Here is a 15,904-nt window from a genome sequence, read left to right as displayed (position 1 = left end):
GGTCGATCCGGGAAATTCTGGTGGTTCCGTCGCATCGGCATGCTCGCGCGATCAGTTCGATTCGACGCTGTCGAACAGGGAGTCCAGCAGGCTGTCCTCGTCGTCATCGTCGGCGACCGCGGCTTCGTCGCCGCCGGCCTCGGGGTTGAGCTGCTGGGCCAGATAGCCGGCGAAGCTGTCGATCGTCGGGTGGTTGAACAGCATCGTCGCCGACAACTCCAGCCCCACCAGCTTCTCGATCTCGCGGCGGATCGACATCGCCATCACCGAGTTCAGGCCCATCTCGGCGAACGGCCGATCCGTGAGCACGTCGTTCTCCGGCAGGCGCAGCTCGGTGGCGAGGATGCCGCGCAACCCGTCGCGCAGCTCGTCGAGCAGCTCGTCGCGATCCAGCGCCGCCCAGTTCCGCGTCGGCGCCGAGGGCCGATGGGCGTCACCGGTGACCGCGGCCGCGTCGTGCGCCGAGCTCATCGGGGCCATCACGACCTGGTCGATGTCGAACCGGGTGACGTGGTCCCACGCCGCGAACGCCTCGCCCGCTGCGACCGGACGTGAGCCCACCCGCTCCAGCTCGGACACCACGACCTGGGCCTCGTTGCCGAACCCGAGGCCGCGCCAGGCGACCCAGTCCAGGCTGACCGTGTTGTCGCCCTGGACGTGCCGGGCGCGGGCCAGCGCGTCGAGGTAGGCGTTGCCCGCGGCGTAGGCGCCCTGACCCGGGATGCCGAACACCGCACCCGCGGACGCGGCCAGGTACAGGAAGTCGAGAGCCTGAGGCCGGAACAGGTCGGCGAGCACCGCAGCGCCGGCGATCTTCGGCCACACGGTGCGGTGCACGCGCTCAGGCTCCAGCTCGGTGAGCAGCTGCGCCTCGGTCATGCCGGCGGCGTGGATGACGCCGCGGATCGGCGGCGCGCCGTCGGCATCCCGACGGTCCAGCACCGCTGCCACCGCGTCGCGATCGGCGATGTCGACGGCGACGGTGTCGACGCTGACGCCGCGCAGCTCCAATGCCTGGATCGCGTCGATCTTGTGCCGCAGCTCCGGCTCCGACACCTGCGCCCACTCGCGTCGCGGCGGCAAAGCGGTGCGGCCGGCCAGCACGATGCGGCGTGCGCCGTGATCGGCGAGCCAGCCGGCCATCAGCAGACCCAGCGCACCCATGCCGCCGGTGATCAGATAGGCGGCATCGGGCCGGCAGTGCAGCGGCTCGCGGACGGGCGCGTCGGTGATCTCGGCCAGTGTCGGGGTGAGCAGGCTGCCGTCGCGCCACACGGCCACCGATTTGACCGGGCTCGACAGCAACCCCGTCAGCGTGGGAGCCAGCGTTTCGGCATCCGTGTCCGCCTCGGGCACGTCGATCAGGCCGCCCCACAACTGTGGCTGCTCGGCGCCGATGACGCCGGCCAGCCCCCACAGCGGGCTCTGCCGCAGCGCCGACTCGGTGGCCGACTCGAAGACACCGTGCGTGATCACCCACAGCGTGGCGGGGTGACGCGGGTCCCGATCGGCGAGCGTGGCGACGAGGCCGGCCACCTCGGTGGTGAGCCGGACCGCGGTCTCCTGGGCCGAGGGTCCGTCGGAGTCGGCGACGTAGACGACCGAACGGGCCTGCGCCACCTCGGTGTCGGTGCCGACCGCCGCGCGCAGTGACTCGGCCAGCGCGCCGGCGCCGACGACCGCGACGGGTCCTGCGTCGGTGCCCGCGGCATCCGCGGTCCAGGGTTGCCAGTCCAGCCGGTGGGCGATCCGGCGCGGCTCGGCGGCGCTCGGAGCCGCCTCGTCGACGTCGACGGCGACGTAGCGGACGCCGCGCAGGTCGGCGACGACCGTGCCGTCGGCGGATTCGACGGACAGGTCGAGGACGAGGTCATCGCCGTCTCGGCCGCGGTGGCGGCTGACGACGGTGCCGCGCCCCGTCCCCGGTTGCCCGACGACGAACAGCTCGATCGCGGCCGGCACCATCAGACCGGGTGTGGACGCGTCCACCAGGCGACCCAGGTTGACGGCGGCGTCCAGCGCAGCGGCCAGCGGCGCTGCCGGCGCGTCGGCGAACGTCACCTCCGTGCGGGCTTCGCCGCGTTCCTGCGCATGCCCGTCGACAGTCCAGGGGTAGGCCAGGCCGTCGATCCCCCAGGCCTGATGCAGTTCGGCCAGCGCGCTCGGGTCATAGCCCGCCACGTTCGAGTCGGCGGGATCGGCGGGGCCGACGGGCTCCCGGTTGATCCGCGCGCTGACGTGCCGGACCCACTGACGGTCCTGGCTGTCGTCACCGGTGGTCGACGAGATCGTCAGCACGTCCGCGTCGGCGTAGACCTGCACCACCCGCGGTGTGTCGAGGGCGATCGGGAACTCGAACCGGACGTCGGCGAGCGCGGCGGCACCCACCCGGTCGGCGGCCAGCGCCAGCGTCTGCAGCAGCACTGCCAGCGGCACGATCTCTACGCCGGCGAACCGGTGGGGGTGCGGATACGGCCGGGCCTGCGCCGTGAGCCGGGCCTGCCACAGATGTCCGGGCTGCGGGCCGGCGACCGTCGTGTGGCCGCCCAGCACGGTGCCCGGCAGCGGGGCGCTGGCGCCCGTGGACGTCGGCTTGCGGATCGCCCAATGCCGGGTGCGGTGCCACGGCGTGGTCGGCAGTGCGACGCGTGGGCCGCCCGGATGCGCGGGGTGCTCGGTCTCGGGGGGATGTGTGGTGTGGGTGGCGTTGAGCGTGGTGTGGAACGACACCGTGTCGTCGCCGTCGCGGACCAGCGTGCCCAGCGCGTGGTGGTGACCTGTGGTGAGCGTGTCGGCGATCGCGTAGGTCAGGATCGGGTTCGCGCTGATCTCGACGAACGTGCCGATCTCCTGCGCGGCGGCCGTCACGGCCCGGCTGAACTGCACCGGCCGGCGGACGTTGGCGACCCAGTAGTCGGCGTCGAGCACCGGATCCTGCTCGTCGCGCACGGTGGACAGGAACGGGATCGAGGGGGTGCGCGGGGTGATGGCGGCGAAGGCCTCGCGCAGATGCGGCAGCACCGGGTCCATCAGCGCGGTGTGCGAGGCGACCTCCATGTTGACCCGGCGCGCGAAGCGGTCCTGCGCGCTGACGGCGGCGATGACCGCGTCGACCTCGTCGGGTAGACCCGCGACGACGGTCTGCCGAGGCGACACCAACCCGGCGATCTCGACGCTCGAATAGTCGGCGACCAGCGCCTCGGCGGCGTCGGGATCGAGTTCGACGAGTGCGACGGCGCCCTGGCCGGCCAGCCGCGACATGATCGAGGAGCGGGCCGCGATCACGGTCAACCCGTCGGCCAGGCTCAGCGCGCCGGCGACGACGGCGGCGGTCACCTCGCCCATCGAATGCCCGATCACCGCGTCGGGGTGCACCCCGTAGGAGCGCCACAGCTCGGTCAACGCCAGCTGCAGGCCCATGAGCACCGGCTGGACTTCGGCGTCGCCGCTGACCGGGCGGCCCTCGGCGAGGATCTCCTGCAGTGAGAAGCCCACCTTCTCGACGAACACCGGCTCGATCTCGGCCACCGCGGCCGCGAACGCGGGCTCATCGGCCAGCAACTGCCGACCCATCCCGGCCCACTGCGACCCCTGTCCCGAGTACACGAACACCGTGCCCGGCTTGCAGGCACCGATGTGCGGGCCGACGACGCCGGGCGCGGACTGGCCGGCCGCCAGCGCCTGCAGGCCGGCGATCGCGTCGGCGCGGGTGCGCGCGGCCACCGTGGCGAACTTGGTGTGGTGGGAGCGGTGGTGGTTCAGCGCGTGGGCGATCTCGGCGAGCGACGTCTCCGCCCCGGCACCGGCCATCCACTCCGCCAGCATCCCCGCCTGCGCGGCGACGCGCTCCGGCGTGCGGCCCGTCACGACGAGCGTGGTCACGGCCGGCTCGGGGGTGGGGGCGGGTGCGCCCGATCGGGGTGCCTCTTCGATGACGACGTGGGCGTTCGTGCCGCCGAAGCCGAACGACGAGATCCCGGCCCGGCGCGGTCGACCGTTGCGCTTCCACTCGGTGTGCTCGGCGACCACCCGGAGGCGCAGGTTGTCGAACGGGATGTGCGGGTTGGGATTCTGGTAGCCGAGGTTGGCTGGAATCGTGTCGTGCTGCAACGCCAGCACGGCCTTGGCGAACCCGGCGATCCCGGCTGCGGCCTCCAGATGCCCGAGGTTGGACTTCACCGCGCCCAGCAGCAGCGGAGCATCGGCGGCGCGGCCGCGCCCCAGCACCGTGCCCAGTGCACGGGCCTCGATCGGATCACCCAGCAGCGTGCCGGTGCCGTGTGCCTCCACGTAGTCGACCTCGCGCGGCTCGACACCCGCGGCGGCGTAGGCCGACCGCAGCACGGCCATCTGCGCGGCCGGGTTCGGCGCCATCAACCCGTTGGACCGGCCGTCCTGGTTGACCGCAGAACCGCGGATCACCGCCAACACGCGGTCGCCGTCACGCTGGGCGTCGGAGAGCCGCTTGAGCACCGCCACGCCGCAGCCCTCGCCGCGGACGAACCCGTCGGCGGCGGCGTCGAACGCATGGCACTGCCCGGTCTTCGACATCGCCTCGAGCTGATCGAAGCTGCGCGTCACCGCCGGCGACAGCACCATGTTCACCCCGGCCGCCAACGCGACGTCCGAGTCGCCGGCCCGCAGGCTCTGGCACGCCAGGTGGATCGTCACCAGCGACGACGAGCACGCGGTGTCGATGGTCATCGACGGGCCACGCAGATCGAAGTAGTAGGACACCCGGTTCGCGATGATCGACAGCGCGCCGCCGGTGCCCGACCACGAGTCCACATCGCCGAGATCCGTGGTCGACAGGTAGCCGTACTCGCCCAGGCACGCCGCCGCGAACACGCCCGTCTGGGTGTGGCGCAGGCTGTGGGCGGGGATACCGGCGTGCTCGAGCGCCTCGTGGGTGACTTCCAGCAGCAGCCGCTGCTGGGGGTCCATCTTGTCCGCCTCGCTCGGCGAGATCTCGAAGAATTCCGCGTCGAAGGCGTCGACGTCGCGCAGGAACGAGCCCCACCGGGTCGTACCGGCGAGCGCGGCGGCCGCCTCGGGCGAGTCGATCCGGAACGACTCCCAGCGGTCGGCGGGGACCTCGCGCACCGCGGACCTGCCCTCGGAGAGGAACTCCCAGAACTGCTCGGGCCCCTCGATGTTGCCGTCCATGTCAGCGCCACCGGGCAGTCGCAGCCCCAGCCCGACCACGGCGATCGCGTCGTCGTAGTCGGCTCGGCCGCTCTCCCGCGCCGCGTTGACCGCCCCGGTGGCACCTTCGAGAGGATCCACTTCGCCGCCGGTCAAGAACTTCGCCAGCGCGTTGATGGTCGGGTACTGCCAGAACTCGACCGGTGACACCGTGCGACCCAGCAGCTCGGACAGCTCGCCGGTCAACACCACGGCGTCACTGGACCCGACGGCGAGGTCGTTCAGCGGAGCATCGAGATCGATTTCGTCAGGGCTGCATCCGATGTTGGTGACCAGGTAGTCGACCAACCAGTGCCGGAGTGCATCCTCGTCGAAAGCAGAGGTCATGTAGTGACGTCCAACCGGCTGAACTCGTCTGAGCGGTAGCGGTCCACGCAGGCCGAGCGCCGGATCTTGCCGCTGGTGGTGATCGGGATGGAACCCGGAGCGACGAGGACCAAGTCGGAGACCCGCACGCTGTGGGTCTTCTTGATCGCCGAGGCGACCTCACGCTTGACGGCCTTGAGCTTGTCCAGCGCCTCGGCCTCGGAGGTGCCCTTCTTCTTCAGCTCCACCACGGCGACGAGCTGCTCGCTGGTGTCGTCGAGTACCGAGATCGCTGCGACGCGGCCGCCGGTGATCTCCTGGATGGTGGCCTCGATGTCGTCCGGGTAGTGGTTGCGGCCGTCGACGATCAGCATGTCCTTGATGCGCCCGATGATGAACATCTCGCCTTCGCTCATGACGCCGAGGTCACCGGTGCGCAGCCACGGACCGACGGGCGTGCCCTCCGACGGGTTCACCAGCTGCCCGTTGAACGTGCGCTCGGTCTTGACCGGATCTCTCCAGTAGCCCATCGCGACCTGCTCACCGTGGATCCAGATCTCGCCGACCTTGCCGTCGGGGTTCTCGACGCACGTCTCCGGGTCCACGATGCGCATCGTCGACGACCGCGGGGCGCCGTAGGTGACCAGCTCGGTGCCGGATTCGGTGCCGCAGCGCTCGGCGTGGCCGGCGGCCAGCTTCTCGTAGTCGAAGCGCACGGTCGAAGGGGTGTGACCCATCGGTGCCGAGATGACGTACAGGGTCGCCTCGGCCAGCCCGTAGGACGGCAGCACCGTCGTCGCGGGCATGCCGAACTTGGTGAACCGCTCGTTGAAGCGGCGAATAGTCGCCGAGTGGATGCGCTCGCTACCGCTGATGATGCCCAGCACACCGCCCAGGTCCATGCCCTCGAGGTCGGCGTCGGTGGTGCGACGCACCGACAGCTCGAACGCGAAGTTCGGGGCGGCGGACCAGGCGCAGCTGTTCAGCGCCAGCTGCTGGATCCAGCGGGCCGGCTTCTGCAGGAACGCGACCGGGCTCATCACGATCGCGGGGCGGCCGTGCAGCGCGCCGCCCGCGTCCTCGTCGGGGGTCAGCAGCGACGCGAAGACGCCCTGGATCAGCCCCATGTCGTGGTAGAAGGGCAGCCACGACACCATCGTGATGTCGCGCGGCGGCACGCCGTTGCGGTGCTCCATGTAGTCGTCGAACACCTGCTTGACGTTCGCGATGACGTTCTGGTGGGTCATGATCACGCCGGCGGGAGCGCGCGTGGAGCCCGAGGTGTACTGCAGGTAGGCGGTCTTGGGCAGCGGCCCGACGTTGACCTCGGGGGTCACCGGGGAATCGAGGTCCAGTGCGTCGACCTCGACGACGGCCGGCGGATTGCCGCCGGGCAGGTTGCCGACGTAGGTCAGGATCTCGCCGACCACCGCCGAGGTGGTCAGCACCGCGGTCGGCTGGCAGTCCCGCAACGCACCGTTGACGCGTTCGTCGAGCTGGCCCATCGCCGGCACGGGCAGCGGTACCGCGATCATGCCCGCGGCCATCGCGCCGTAGAACGCGACGATGTACTCGAGGCCCTGCGGCGCGAGAATGGCGGCCCGGTCCCCCTTGCTGCCGTGCCGCAGCAGTTCCGCCGCGACCACCTGGACGCGGTGGTGAACCTGCGACCAGGTCAGGGTTTCGGCGTAACCGTTGGGGTCCACGTCGAAGTCGAGGAAGGTGTACGCCGCATCATCGGGCTGCTGCCGAGCGCGCTCGGCGAGGAGGCCAGGAATGGTCGACTCAAGCAAAGGCATGGCGACGTCCTTTCATCTCAAAGATCCTGCGTCCCGGCCCCGTTGCCGTGTGGCATACCGGACACCGGCCCATGGCCGCGCATCCCCCGCTTGGCCGAAGGCTAACACCGAGCTGTCACAAATGTCGTGTAATCCGACCAAGGATTAGACCACGAAGTGCTTGCCAGAGGGAAGTCGCGCAATCGGCCCCGATTTCGCCGGAAACGCGCTGTATCGACGGCCGATTTTATTCCCGACGCAACTCTCGCAATGTTGCCAGCTCGGCAAACGTCCACCTCACTAACGGGCGGACGGTTGCTCAGAAGCGGGCAGGTCCGATATGCGAAGCACCGGCCGCGGCAGCGCAACGCCGTGCTCCGCTTGCGTTGACGCGCGCGTAAAGGGTTTGCGGAATCTGCACGCGCGCGTCGAGTTCGCTTCTGACTCACCGGTAAGTTGCAGCTCTGACCAGCCCCGGAAAGGCAAAACGGACATGCCCTGCCCATCGAGCCGATGTGCTCCGCGACTCGCCCCGGTCGTCGGGAACAGTGCCCCGAACGAGCCCCGGTGTGGCCAAGACCACAGGGCCCGTCAAGCCTGTCGCGCGGTCCTCGCCAGGATCTTCGCCTCGATGTCGGGCACCACGTCGCCCAGTCGGTCATTGAGGTAGAAGTGATGACCCGGCAACTCCCGCGCCGTGAACTCCGAGCGGGTCCGCTCGGCCCACGGCGCCACCTTCGCCGCGGTGGCGACCTCGTCGTCGTCGCCGAAGTAGGCGTGGATCGGGCCGGACAGCCGCACCTCGGGTGGGCAGCTGTACGACGCGATCGCCTTCAGCCCGCGCAGCGTCGGCAGGATCGCCGCCGCGAACTCCGGGTTCTTCATGAACTCGGGATTGGCCCCGGTCATCGTGCTCACCGCGCCGAGCAGCCCCTCGTCGTCGTCGGGGATGTCCTCGTATCCGACATGGCCCGGCGCGGCCACCGCGGACACGAACAGTCCGCTGATCGGCCGGCCCGCCTCCTCGAACCGGCGCGCCACCTCGAACGCCAGCAGCCCGCCCATGCTGTGCCCGAAGAAGAACACCGGACCGCCGTGGTCTTTATCCGGGGACACCATCGTCACCACCTCGTCGGCAAGTGCCGGCAGGCTGGTGAACGATGCGAAATCCTGCTTGCCGCGCTGTCCCGGGTACTGCACCGCGGTCCGCTTGACGTCGATCGTGAACGTCTTCGCGAACGGCACGTAGTACTGCGCGGAACCGCCGGCGTGCGGAAAGATGAACAACCTGGGCTGTGTCACCGGGACACCCTAACGACTCCGAGACGCCTCTACGCGAAGGCCTCCACGGGCGGGCACGAGCACACCAGATTCCGGTCGCCGTACGCGCCGTCGATGCGCCGCACCGGCGGCCACACCTTCGGCCGGAAGCCATGGCCCAGCGGGTAGGCCGCCTGCTCCCGGGTGTACGGATGCGCCCAGTCGTCGACCAGCAGGCTCTGCGCGGTGTGCGGCGCGCCGCGAAGCGGGTTGTCCTCGGCGGGCCACTCCCCCGAACCGACCTTGTCGATCTCGGCGCGGATCGCGATCATCGCCTCGCAGAACGCGTCGACCTCGGCCAGCGACTCACTCTCGGTCGGCTCCACCATCAGCGTCCCGGCCACCGGGAAGCTCATCGTGGGCGCGTGGAAGCCGTAGTCGGCCAACCGCTTGGCCACGTCGTCGACCGTCACGCCGGTCGCCTTGGTGATGCCGCGCAGGTCGAGGATGCACTCGTGGGCCACCATGCCGTTCTCGCCGGTGTAGAGCACCGGGTAGTACTCGTCGAGCCGACGGGCGATGTAGTTGGCCGAGGCGATCGCGACCAGCGTCGCCGACCGCAGGCCGGCCGCGCCCATCATCCGGATGTAGGCCCACGTGATCGGCAGGATCGACGCCGACCCGTAGGGCGCCGCCGACACGGTGTAGTCCTGACCCAGCTCCTGGGCGAGCGGATGTCCGGGCAGGTACGGCGCCAGATGCGCGCGCACCGCGACCGGGCCGACGCCGGGGCCACCGCCGCCGTGCGGGATGCAGAACGTCTTGTGCAGGTTCAGATGGCTGACGTCGCCGCCGAACTTGCCCGGCCGGGCCAGCCCGACGAGCGCGTTGAGGTTCGCGCCGTCGACGTAGACCTGACCGCCGGCGTCGTGCACCGCGGCGCAGATGTCGGCGACGTCGTGCTCGTAGACGCCGTGCGTGGACGGATAGGTGATCATCAGCGCCGACAGTCGTTCGGCGTGCTGGGCGATCTTGGCCCGGAGATCGTCGAGGTCCACGTCGCCGTTCTCGCGGCACGCGACCACGACCACCTTCATGCCGGCCAGCGCCGCCGACGCCGCGTTGGTGCCGTGCGCGCTCGACGGGATCAGGCACACGTTGCGTTCCGCCTGCCCGTTGGCGATATGGAAGGCCTGGATGGCCAGCAGACCGGCGTACTCGCCCTGCGATCCGGCGTTGGGCTGCAGCGAGATCTCGTCGTACCCGGTGATGCCGGTCAGCCAGGCCTGCAGGTCGGCGATCAGGCGGCGCAGTCCCGGGGTGTCCCCGGCAGGCGCGAACGGGTGCTGCCGCCCGAACTCCGGCCAGGTGATCGGCTCCATCTCGGCGGCTGCGTTCAGCTTCATCGTGCACGAGCCCAGCGGGATCATGCTGCGGTCCAGCGCGATGTCCTTGTCGGCCAGCGAGCGCAGGTAGCGCATCATCGCGGTTTCGGTGCGGTAGGACGTGAACGCCGGATGGGTGAGGAAGTCCGAGGTGCGGGTGGCGATCTCGGCGCCCGACCGGGCGGCGGGCACCGCGGTGGCGCCGCCGGTGAAGGCGGCGAGCACGTCGGCCACGTGCGCCTCGGTGGTCGCCTCGTCGCACGCCGCCGACACGTGGTCGTCGTCGACGCACCACAGGTTGATGCCGCGGCGCTTGGCGGCGTCGACGATCTCGCGGGCCCGACCGGGCACCCGGGCCAGCACGGTGTCGAAGAACGCGGGGTGCACGACCGCGACGCCGGCCTCGGTCAGGCCGCCGGCCAGCGCGCGGGCGCGGTCGTGCACGCGGGCCGCGATGGCGCGCAGCCCGTCGGCGCCGTGATAGCTGGCGTACATCGCGGCCATCACCGCGAGCAGCACCTGCGCGGTGCAGATGTTGCTGGTCGCCTTGTCGCGGCGGATGTGCTGCTCACGCGTCTGCAGGGCCAGCCGGTAGGCCGGCGCTCCGTCCGCGTCCACCGACACCCCGACGAGGCGGCCGGGCAGCTGCCGCGCATGCTGCGCGTGCACCGCCAGGTATCCGGCGTGCGGGCCGCCGAAGCCCATCGGCACACCGAAGCGCTGCGTGGTGCCGAACGCCACGTCGGCGCCGATCTCTCCCGGCGGGGCGATCAGCGTCAGCGCCAGCAGGTCGGCCCCGATCGCCACGAGCGCGCCGCGGTCATGGGCCTCGGTGACCAGCGTGCTCCAGTCGTGCACGGCGCCGCTCGCGCCGGGCAGCTGCGCGATGACGCCGAAGAAGTCACCCTCGGGCAGGCCCTGGCGCAGGTCGGCGGTGACGATCTCGATGCCCAGCGGCTGCGCGCGCGTCGACAGCACGGCGGCTGTCTGAGCGAAGACGTCGACGTCGACGGCGAGGCGGCGGGACGAGCCGCGCACCGCGCGCTGCATCAGCGTCATGGCCTCGGCGGCGGCGGTGGCCTCGTCCAGCATCGAGGCGTTGGCGACTTCGAGGCCGGTCAGATCGGTCACCATGGTCTGGAAGTTCAGCAGCGCCTCGAGGCGGCCCTGGCTGATCTCCGGCTGGTACGGGGTGTAAGCGGTGTACCAGGCCGGGTTCTCGAGGATGTTGCGCAGCAGCACCGGCGGGGTCAGCGTGTCGTAGTAGCCCTGTCCGATCATGGACAACGCAACTGTGTTGGAGTCGGCCAGCGCGCGCAGTTCGGCCAGCGCCTCGGCTTCGGTGGCCGCCGGGGGCAGGTGGTCCAGGCCGGGTGCCAGCCCGTCGGTCGGCGAGTCGAGGATGCCGGCGGGCAGCGCCTTGGCGGCCAGCTCGTCGAGGGAGGCGACGCCGATGGTCTCCAGCAGGGTGGCGACGGCGTCGGCGTCGGGGCCGATGTGGCGGTCGACGAAGGTGAGTTCGCGGGGGGCGGACTGATCGGTGGTGTTCGACACGGGATCTCCCGACGTTCGGGGCGCGAGGCGCGCAGGCGTACCGGCGCCTCCCCCTCTGTCGTCCGCCCGGCCCGGGCTGCCTGAGAGATTCGGCGCCCGGCTCGCGGGGATCCCCGAGCCGGCTTGCCTTTCCCCATGGGCGGGTGCGTCGCACCGCTTTCCAGAGGCATCGGGGCCTGACGCGGTCCGGGGGCCTGAGAGGTTGACGGAGAGGTGTTGCTCCTTCGGCGCCCGTGGCTGGCGGCCACGGAACTCTCCCGCGTGAGGGCGATGCGCCGCCGAGTCTACCGGCCCGCCTGCACGGGTGCGGTGTCAGCCGATCTTGCGGTCGCGATGTTTGCGCCGCGAGGCCAGCTCGTCCTCGGGTGCGGAGATCGATTCGCCACCGTCGGCGCGCTCTCCCGGGAAGTCGGCGATCGCGCCGGTCAGCTCGCGCATCGCGCCGGAGACCGCAATCCCGAACACACCCTGGCCGCCCTGCAGCAGATCCACCACTTCCTCGGCCGAGGTGCACTCGTAGACCGTGGTGCCGTCGGAGAACAGGGTGATGTTGGCCAGATCGGACACTCCGCGCTGACGCAGATGGTCGACGGCGACGCGGATGTTGTGCAGGGAGATGCCGGTGTCGAGCAATCGCTTGACGATCTTGAGGACGAGGATGTCCTTGAACGAGTACAGGCGCTGGCTGCCCGAGCCCGCGGCGCCGCGGATCGAGGGGACCACCAGGGAGGTGCGTGCCCAGTAGTCAAGCTGGCGGTATGTGATCCCCGCGATCTGGCAGGCGCTGGGCCCGCGATAGCCGACGAGTTCATCCGGCACCGAGTCATCGGGGAACAGGCCCGCCTGGACCGGCTCAGCGGCGACCCGCGGCAGGGTGTCCGCGGGCGCGCCGGTGTTCAGGTCCAATTCTTCCTGGCGTGGCGTGTCTCCCACGTGTCGAATCCTCTCGCCGATCGAAACTCGCGTCGTCTCGTGGGCGCACGTTATCCCAGCCCGAACTCGGTTCGAGCATACGCTTGGACGCCTGCTGTGACTGCCCGTCGGAACCAAGTATCGCCGCCGAATCCGGTGAGGTCGGATACGCGCTGCGCGTGTCGAACAGGACGAGACGCATCCGTGACCATCAGGTCGGTTTAGGTGCTCGCTCAGGTCGCCCGGCTCAGGTGGCCTTGAAGTCGTCGGGCGACACCGAGTCGAGGAACTCCTTGAACTTCTCGACCTCGTCCTCGCGCACGGCGCCGGGGGCCTCGTCGTCGTTCTCGTCGGGGATCAGCAGCCCGGCCTCGGCCAGCACCGCCTCTTCCACATAGATCGGCACCCCGACGCGCAGTGCGATGGCCACCGAATCCGAGGGCCGGGCGGAGACCTTGATGTCGCGGTCGAAGATCAGATCCGCGTAGAAGGTGCCCTCCTGCAGATCGACGATGCGAACCTCTTTGAGCGAATGCCCCAGCGCGGCAATGACATCGCGGAACAGGTCGTGGGTCAGAGGGCGGGCCGGCTCGACACCCTGCTGCTCGAGGGCGATCGCGGCGGCTTCGGACTGCCCGATCCAGATCGGCAGGTAGCGGTCACCGGTGGCCTCGCGGAGCAGCAGCACGGGCTGGTTCTGCGGCTGCTCCACACGGATTCCGACGACGCGAACCTCACCCATCTGTGCCTACCCTCCGCACCGGTGTTGCGCTGTAGCCGCCCGGCCCGAAGGGGCCGGCGGAGACGAAAAAACCGTCGGGTCGAGTCTAGTCCTCAGCGATCCAGAACGTCGCGTACGGCCGATTTGATCAATGACGTGTGCAGCGTGATGGCCAACGCCGCGACTTCCCGTGCTAGGTCGTCGGCGCGGTCACGGGCGCCGGCCTTACCTGCCTTGACCACCGGGCCCGCGATCTGGGCGATCAGGTCGGATTGCCGGTCGGCCGCGGACCGAAAGGCCCTCAGGTGCCGTGGCTCGACGCCGTAATCGGCCAGCGCGCGAGCGCACTGCGCGATCACCACCGAGTGCTCGTCGAAGAACACGGTGCCCGCGCCCTTGAAGATCGGCGTGATCACGCCCGACTTCACCAGCGAGGTGAGCAGCTCGTCGCTCACACCGGACCGTTCCAGCAGGGTGTCCCGGCTCAATCGCGCCTGCGCCGGCGCAGCCGGGACGCCGTAATGGTCAGCGTCGTGCTCGCTGTCCGTCGCCCCCACCGGCGTCAGTCGCGTCGCGTACGCCGACGGGCTGTGCGGCAGTTCGCCGTCGGGCTGCGCGTCGAGTTGTGCCTTGATGACCTTCAGCGGCAGATAGTGATCGCGCTGGGCGGTCAGGATGAATCGCAGCCGCGCACAGTCGTATGCGGTGAACCGGCGATAACCCGACGCCGTGCGCTGCGGCGTCACCAGACCCTCCGCTTCCAGGAAGCGGATCTTGCTGATCGTGACGTCCGGGAAGTCCGCCCGCAACGTGTCGAGCACGACCCCGATCGACATCCCGGGCAGTGCCTGCCCCGAGGCCTCGGGTTGGGTCATCGCTGGTCGCTGCGATCGAGAAGAAGGTCAGTCCGGGTCAGCCGGCGCTGCCGTCGTCGTCCTTGGGTCCGGTCAGGAACACCAGGCGGAACTTGCCGATCTGCACCTCGTCGCCGTTGGACAGTACGGCCGAGTCGACGGGCTCACGGTTGACGTAGGTGCCGTTGAGGCTGCCGACGTCGACGACCTGGAACTCGCCGCTCTCGAGGCGGAACTCGGCATGGCGCCGGCTGACCGTGACGTCGTCGAGGAAGATGTCGCTGTCGGGGTGGCGGCCCGCCGAGGTGGTGGGCTGGTCGAGCAGGAAGCGCGAGCCCGCGTTGGGTCCACGCTTGACCACCAGCAACGCCGACCCGACGGGCAGGCCCTCCACGCCGGAGACTGCGCTCTCGCCGCCTGCGGCGGGCGGAGCGTCGAGCTCGTTGAGGAAGTCGGCGCGGAACACCGATGTCGTTTCCACGGTGACTTCGTCAGAGTCGGCCCCCGATGTGAAGTCTTTTTCCGTCACCCGCTGCTCCTCACTGGCTGCTGTGGCGATCTCCGGCCGGGACCTCCAGCTGTCTCGCCGCTGGTGTCGACCGTACCGCGCAGCGGACCGCATTGGGTCCACCACGGCCGGATCCGCTTACTGGTCGACTGCGACCCTAACAACCCTCAGTCGGTCACGTGGCCGCGGTAGGCCTCCGCGTCGAGCAGGGCTGCCAGCGCGGTCTGCAGCGACTCGCCGTCTGCCTGCAGTTCCACCAGCCAGCCGTCGCCGTACGGGTCGGAGTTGACCAGTTGCGGGTTGGCGTCCAGATCGGTGTTGACCGCAACGACTTTCGCGGTGACGGGGGCGTAGAGGTCCGACACCGACTTGGTCGACTCGACCTCACCGAAGGACTCCCCCGCGGCGATCTCCGCGCCGACGTCGGGCAGCTGGACGAACACCACGTCGCCGAGCGCCGACTGCGCGAAATCGGTGATACCGACGCGCACCGTGTCGTCACCTGTCTTCGCCACCCACTCGTGCTCTTCGGTGTAGGACAGGTCGGCGGGGATCTCGGTCACTGTGCTCCTCGATTGTTCACGCGACCTCCGGTGGTCGCGTCACTTGACGGGCTGAGCGTATTGGCGGGGTTTCGGTTGCCGCAAGGCGGTGACGTCGACCCGGTCGGACTGTTGTATCACCATCGATCCGCCGACGCGTTCGATGCTGTCCATCGCGCCGCCGGGAATGTTCATCGCCGCCGCGAGCGTCGGCGGATCGCCAATAGCGACAACCGAATACGTCGGATTGAGCGTGGTGGAGTCGACCACCAGCGCGCCCGCCGAACCGACGACCCAGGTGTCGACCCCGACGCGCACCGCCGTCTGCCCGCCGCCTGCGGTCGCGCCGCGGATCTCCATGGCCTCGGCGCCTGCGGCACGCAACTCGTTGATGACGTCGAGCATGGTCTCGGCGGCCACGCCTTTCGACGGATCGGCGATGGTGAGCGTGACGCCCGGACCCGTCGCGGGCACGGTTCCGATCAGGATCGACAGCGCCGCGAGCCGGGCGCGGGCGTTCTCGATCGCCGCCTGGTCGCTGCTGCCGGAGGCCTGCAGCTCTGACAGCGTGCGCTGCAGATCGGTGACCTCGGAGTTCAGCGCGGCTTCGCGCTGCTGCAGGGAATCCAGCAGCACCAGCAGGTCGGCGGGCCGGGCCGTGTCGAGTGCGTCGCCGGAGTCGGTCTGGCGGACCTGGGTGGCGATCGCGATGCCGAGCACCAGGCACAGCAGCACCGCCAGCACGCCGAACACGCCGCTGCGTGGTCTGTTCGGCGATGTGAGGCGTAGCCGGCCCCACGCCGAGGCCTGCTCGGCGGGCGGCATCTCGTGCCGGCCGTGATGGTCGGCCGGGGGTTCCGGCTTCTCCGGATCGGTCAT

General features: G+C 70.1%; 10 protein-coding genes and 1 riboswitch. All 10 genes read right to left on the bottom strand.

Going from position 1 to position 15,904, the window contains the following annotated elements; translation table 11 throughout:
* Positions 1–51: 51 nt before the first annotated feature.
* Complete coding sequence (locus ACXYX3_RS13095) at positions 52–5,532, bottom strand: type I polyketide synthase (protein WP_458611957.1); 5,481 nt, start codon at positions 5,530–5,532, stop codon at positions 52–54.
* Complete coding sequence (locus tag ACXYX3_RS13090) at positions 5,529–7,310, bottom strand: AMP-binding protein (protein WP_241206651.1); 1,782 nt, start codon at positions 7,308–7,310, stop codon at positions 5,529–5,531. The genes ACXYX3_RS13095 and ACXYX3_RS13090 overlap by 4 nt, the downstream gene beginning before the upstream one ends.
* Before the next feature lie 570 nt (positions 7,311–7,880).
* On the bottom strand, positions 7,881–8,591 hold the full coding sequence (locus ACXYX3_RS13085) for a thioesterase II family protein (protein WP_458611956.1): 711 nt from the start codon (positions 8,589–8,591) through the stop codon (positions 7,881–7,883).
* A 29-nt stretch (positions 8,592–8,620) separates the two neighbouring features.
* Positions 8,621–11,488, bottom strand: a complete 2,868-nt coding sequence (gene gcvP, locus ACXYX3_RS13080) for an aminomethyl-transferring glycine dehydrogenase (RefSeq protein ID WP_458611955.1) — start codon at positions 11,486–11,488, stop codon at positions 8,621–8,623.
* A gap of 172 nt (positions 11,489–11,660) precedes the next feature.
* A riboswitch (glycine riboswitch) is annotated at positions 11,661–11,758 on the bottom strand.
* Positions 11,759–11,800: 42 nt separating this feature from the next.
* A complete protein-coding gene (locus ACXYX3_RS13075) occupies positions 11,801–12,421 on the bottom strand; it encodes a MerR family transcriptional regulator (protein ID WP_221362162.1) in 621 nt (206 codons plus the stop codon).
* A 226-nt stretch (positions 12,422–12,647) separates the two neighbouring features.
* Entirely contained in the window at positions 12,648–13,142 is a 495-nt protein-coding gene (locus ACXYX3_RS13070) for a bifunctional nuclease family protein (RefSeq protein WP_241206654.1), read from the bottom strand.
* Between the two features lie 92 nt (positions 13,143–13,234).
* Positions 13,235–13,996 (bottom strand): transcriptional regulator FtsR, encoded by a 762-nt coding sequence (ftsR, locus tag ACXYX3_RS13065; protein ID WP_458611954.1) that lies wholly within the window; start codon positions 13,994–13,996, stop codon positions 13,235–13,237.
* A gap of 37 nt (positions 13,997–14,033) precedes the next feature.
* Complete coding sequence (gene garA, locus ACXYX3_RS13060; protein ID WP_241206656.1) at positions 14,034–14,504, bottom strand: glycogen accumulation regulator GarA; 471 nt, start codon at positions 14,502–14,504, stop codon at positions 14,034–14,036.
* A gap of 146 nt (positions 14,505–14,650) precedes the next feature.
* The gene (gcvH, locus tag ACXYX3_RS13055; protein ID WP_241206657.1) at positions 14,651–15,046 is read right to left on the bottom strand and encodes a glycine cleavage system protein GcvH; all 396 of its coding nucleotides are present in this window, start codon (positions 15,044–15,046) and stop codon (positions 14,651–14,653) included.
* A 39-nt stretch (positions 15,047–15,085) separates the two neighbouring features.
* Entirely contained in the window at positions 15,086–15,904 is an 819-nt protein-coding gene (locus ACXYX3_RS13050) for a DUF881 domain-containing protein (protein WP_241206658.1), read from the bottom strand.

The organism is Mycobacterium sp. Panama NTM2 (assembly GCF_054355555.1).
This window is presented reverse-complemented; position numbering and strand designations above follow the sequence as displayed.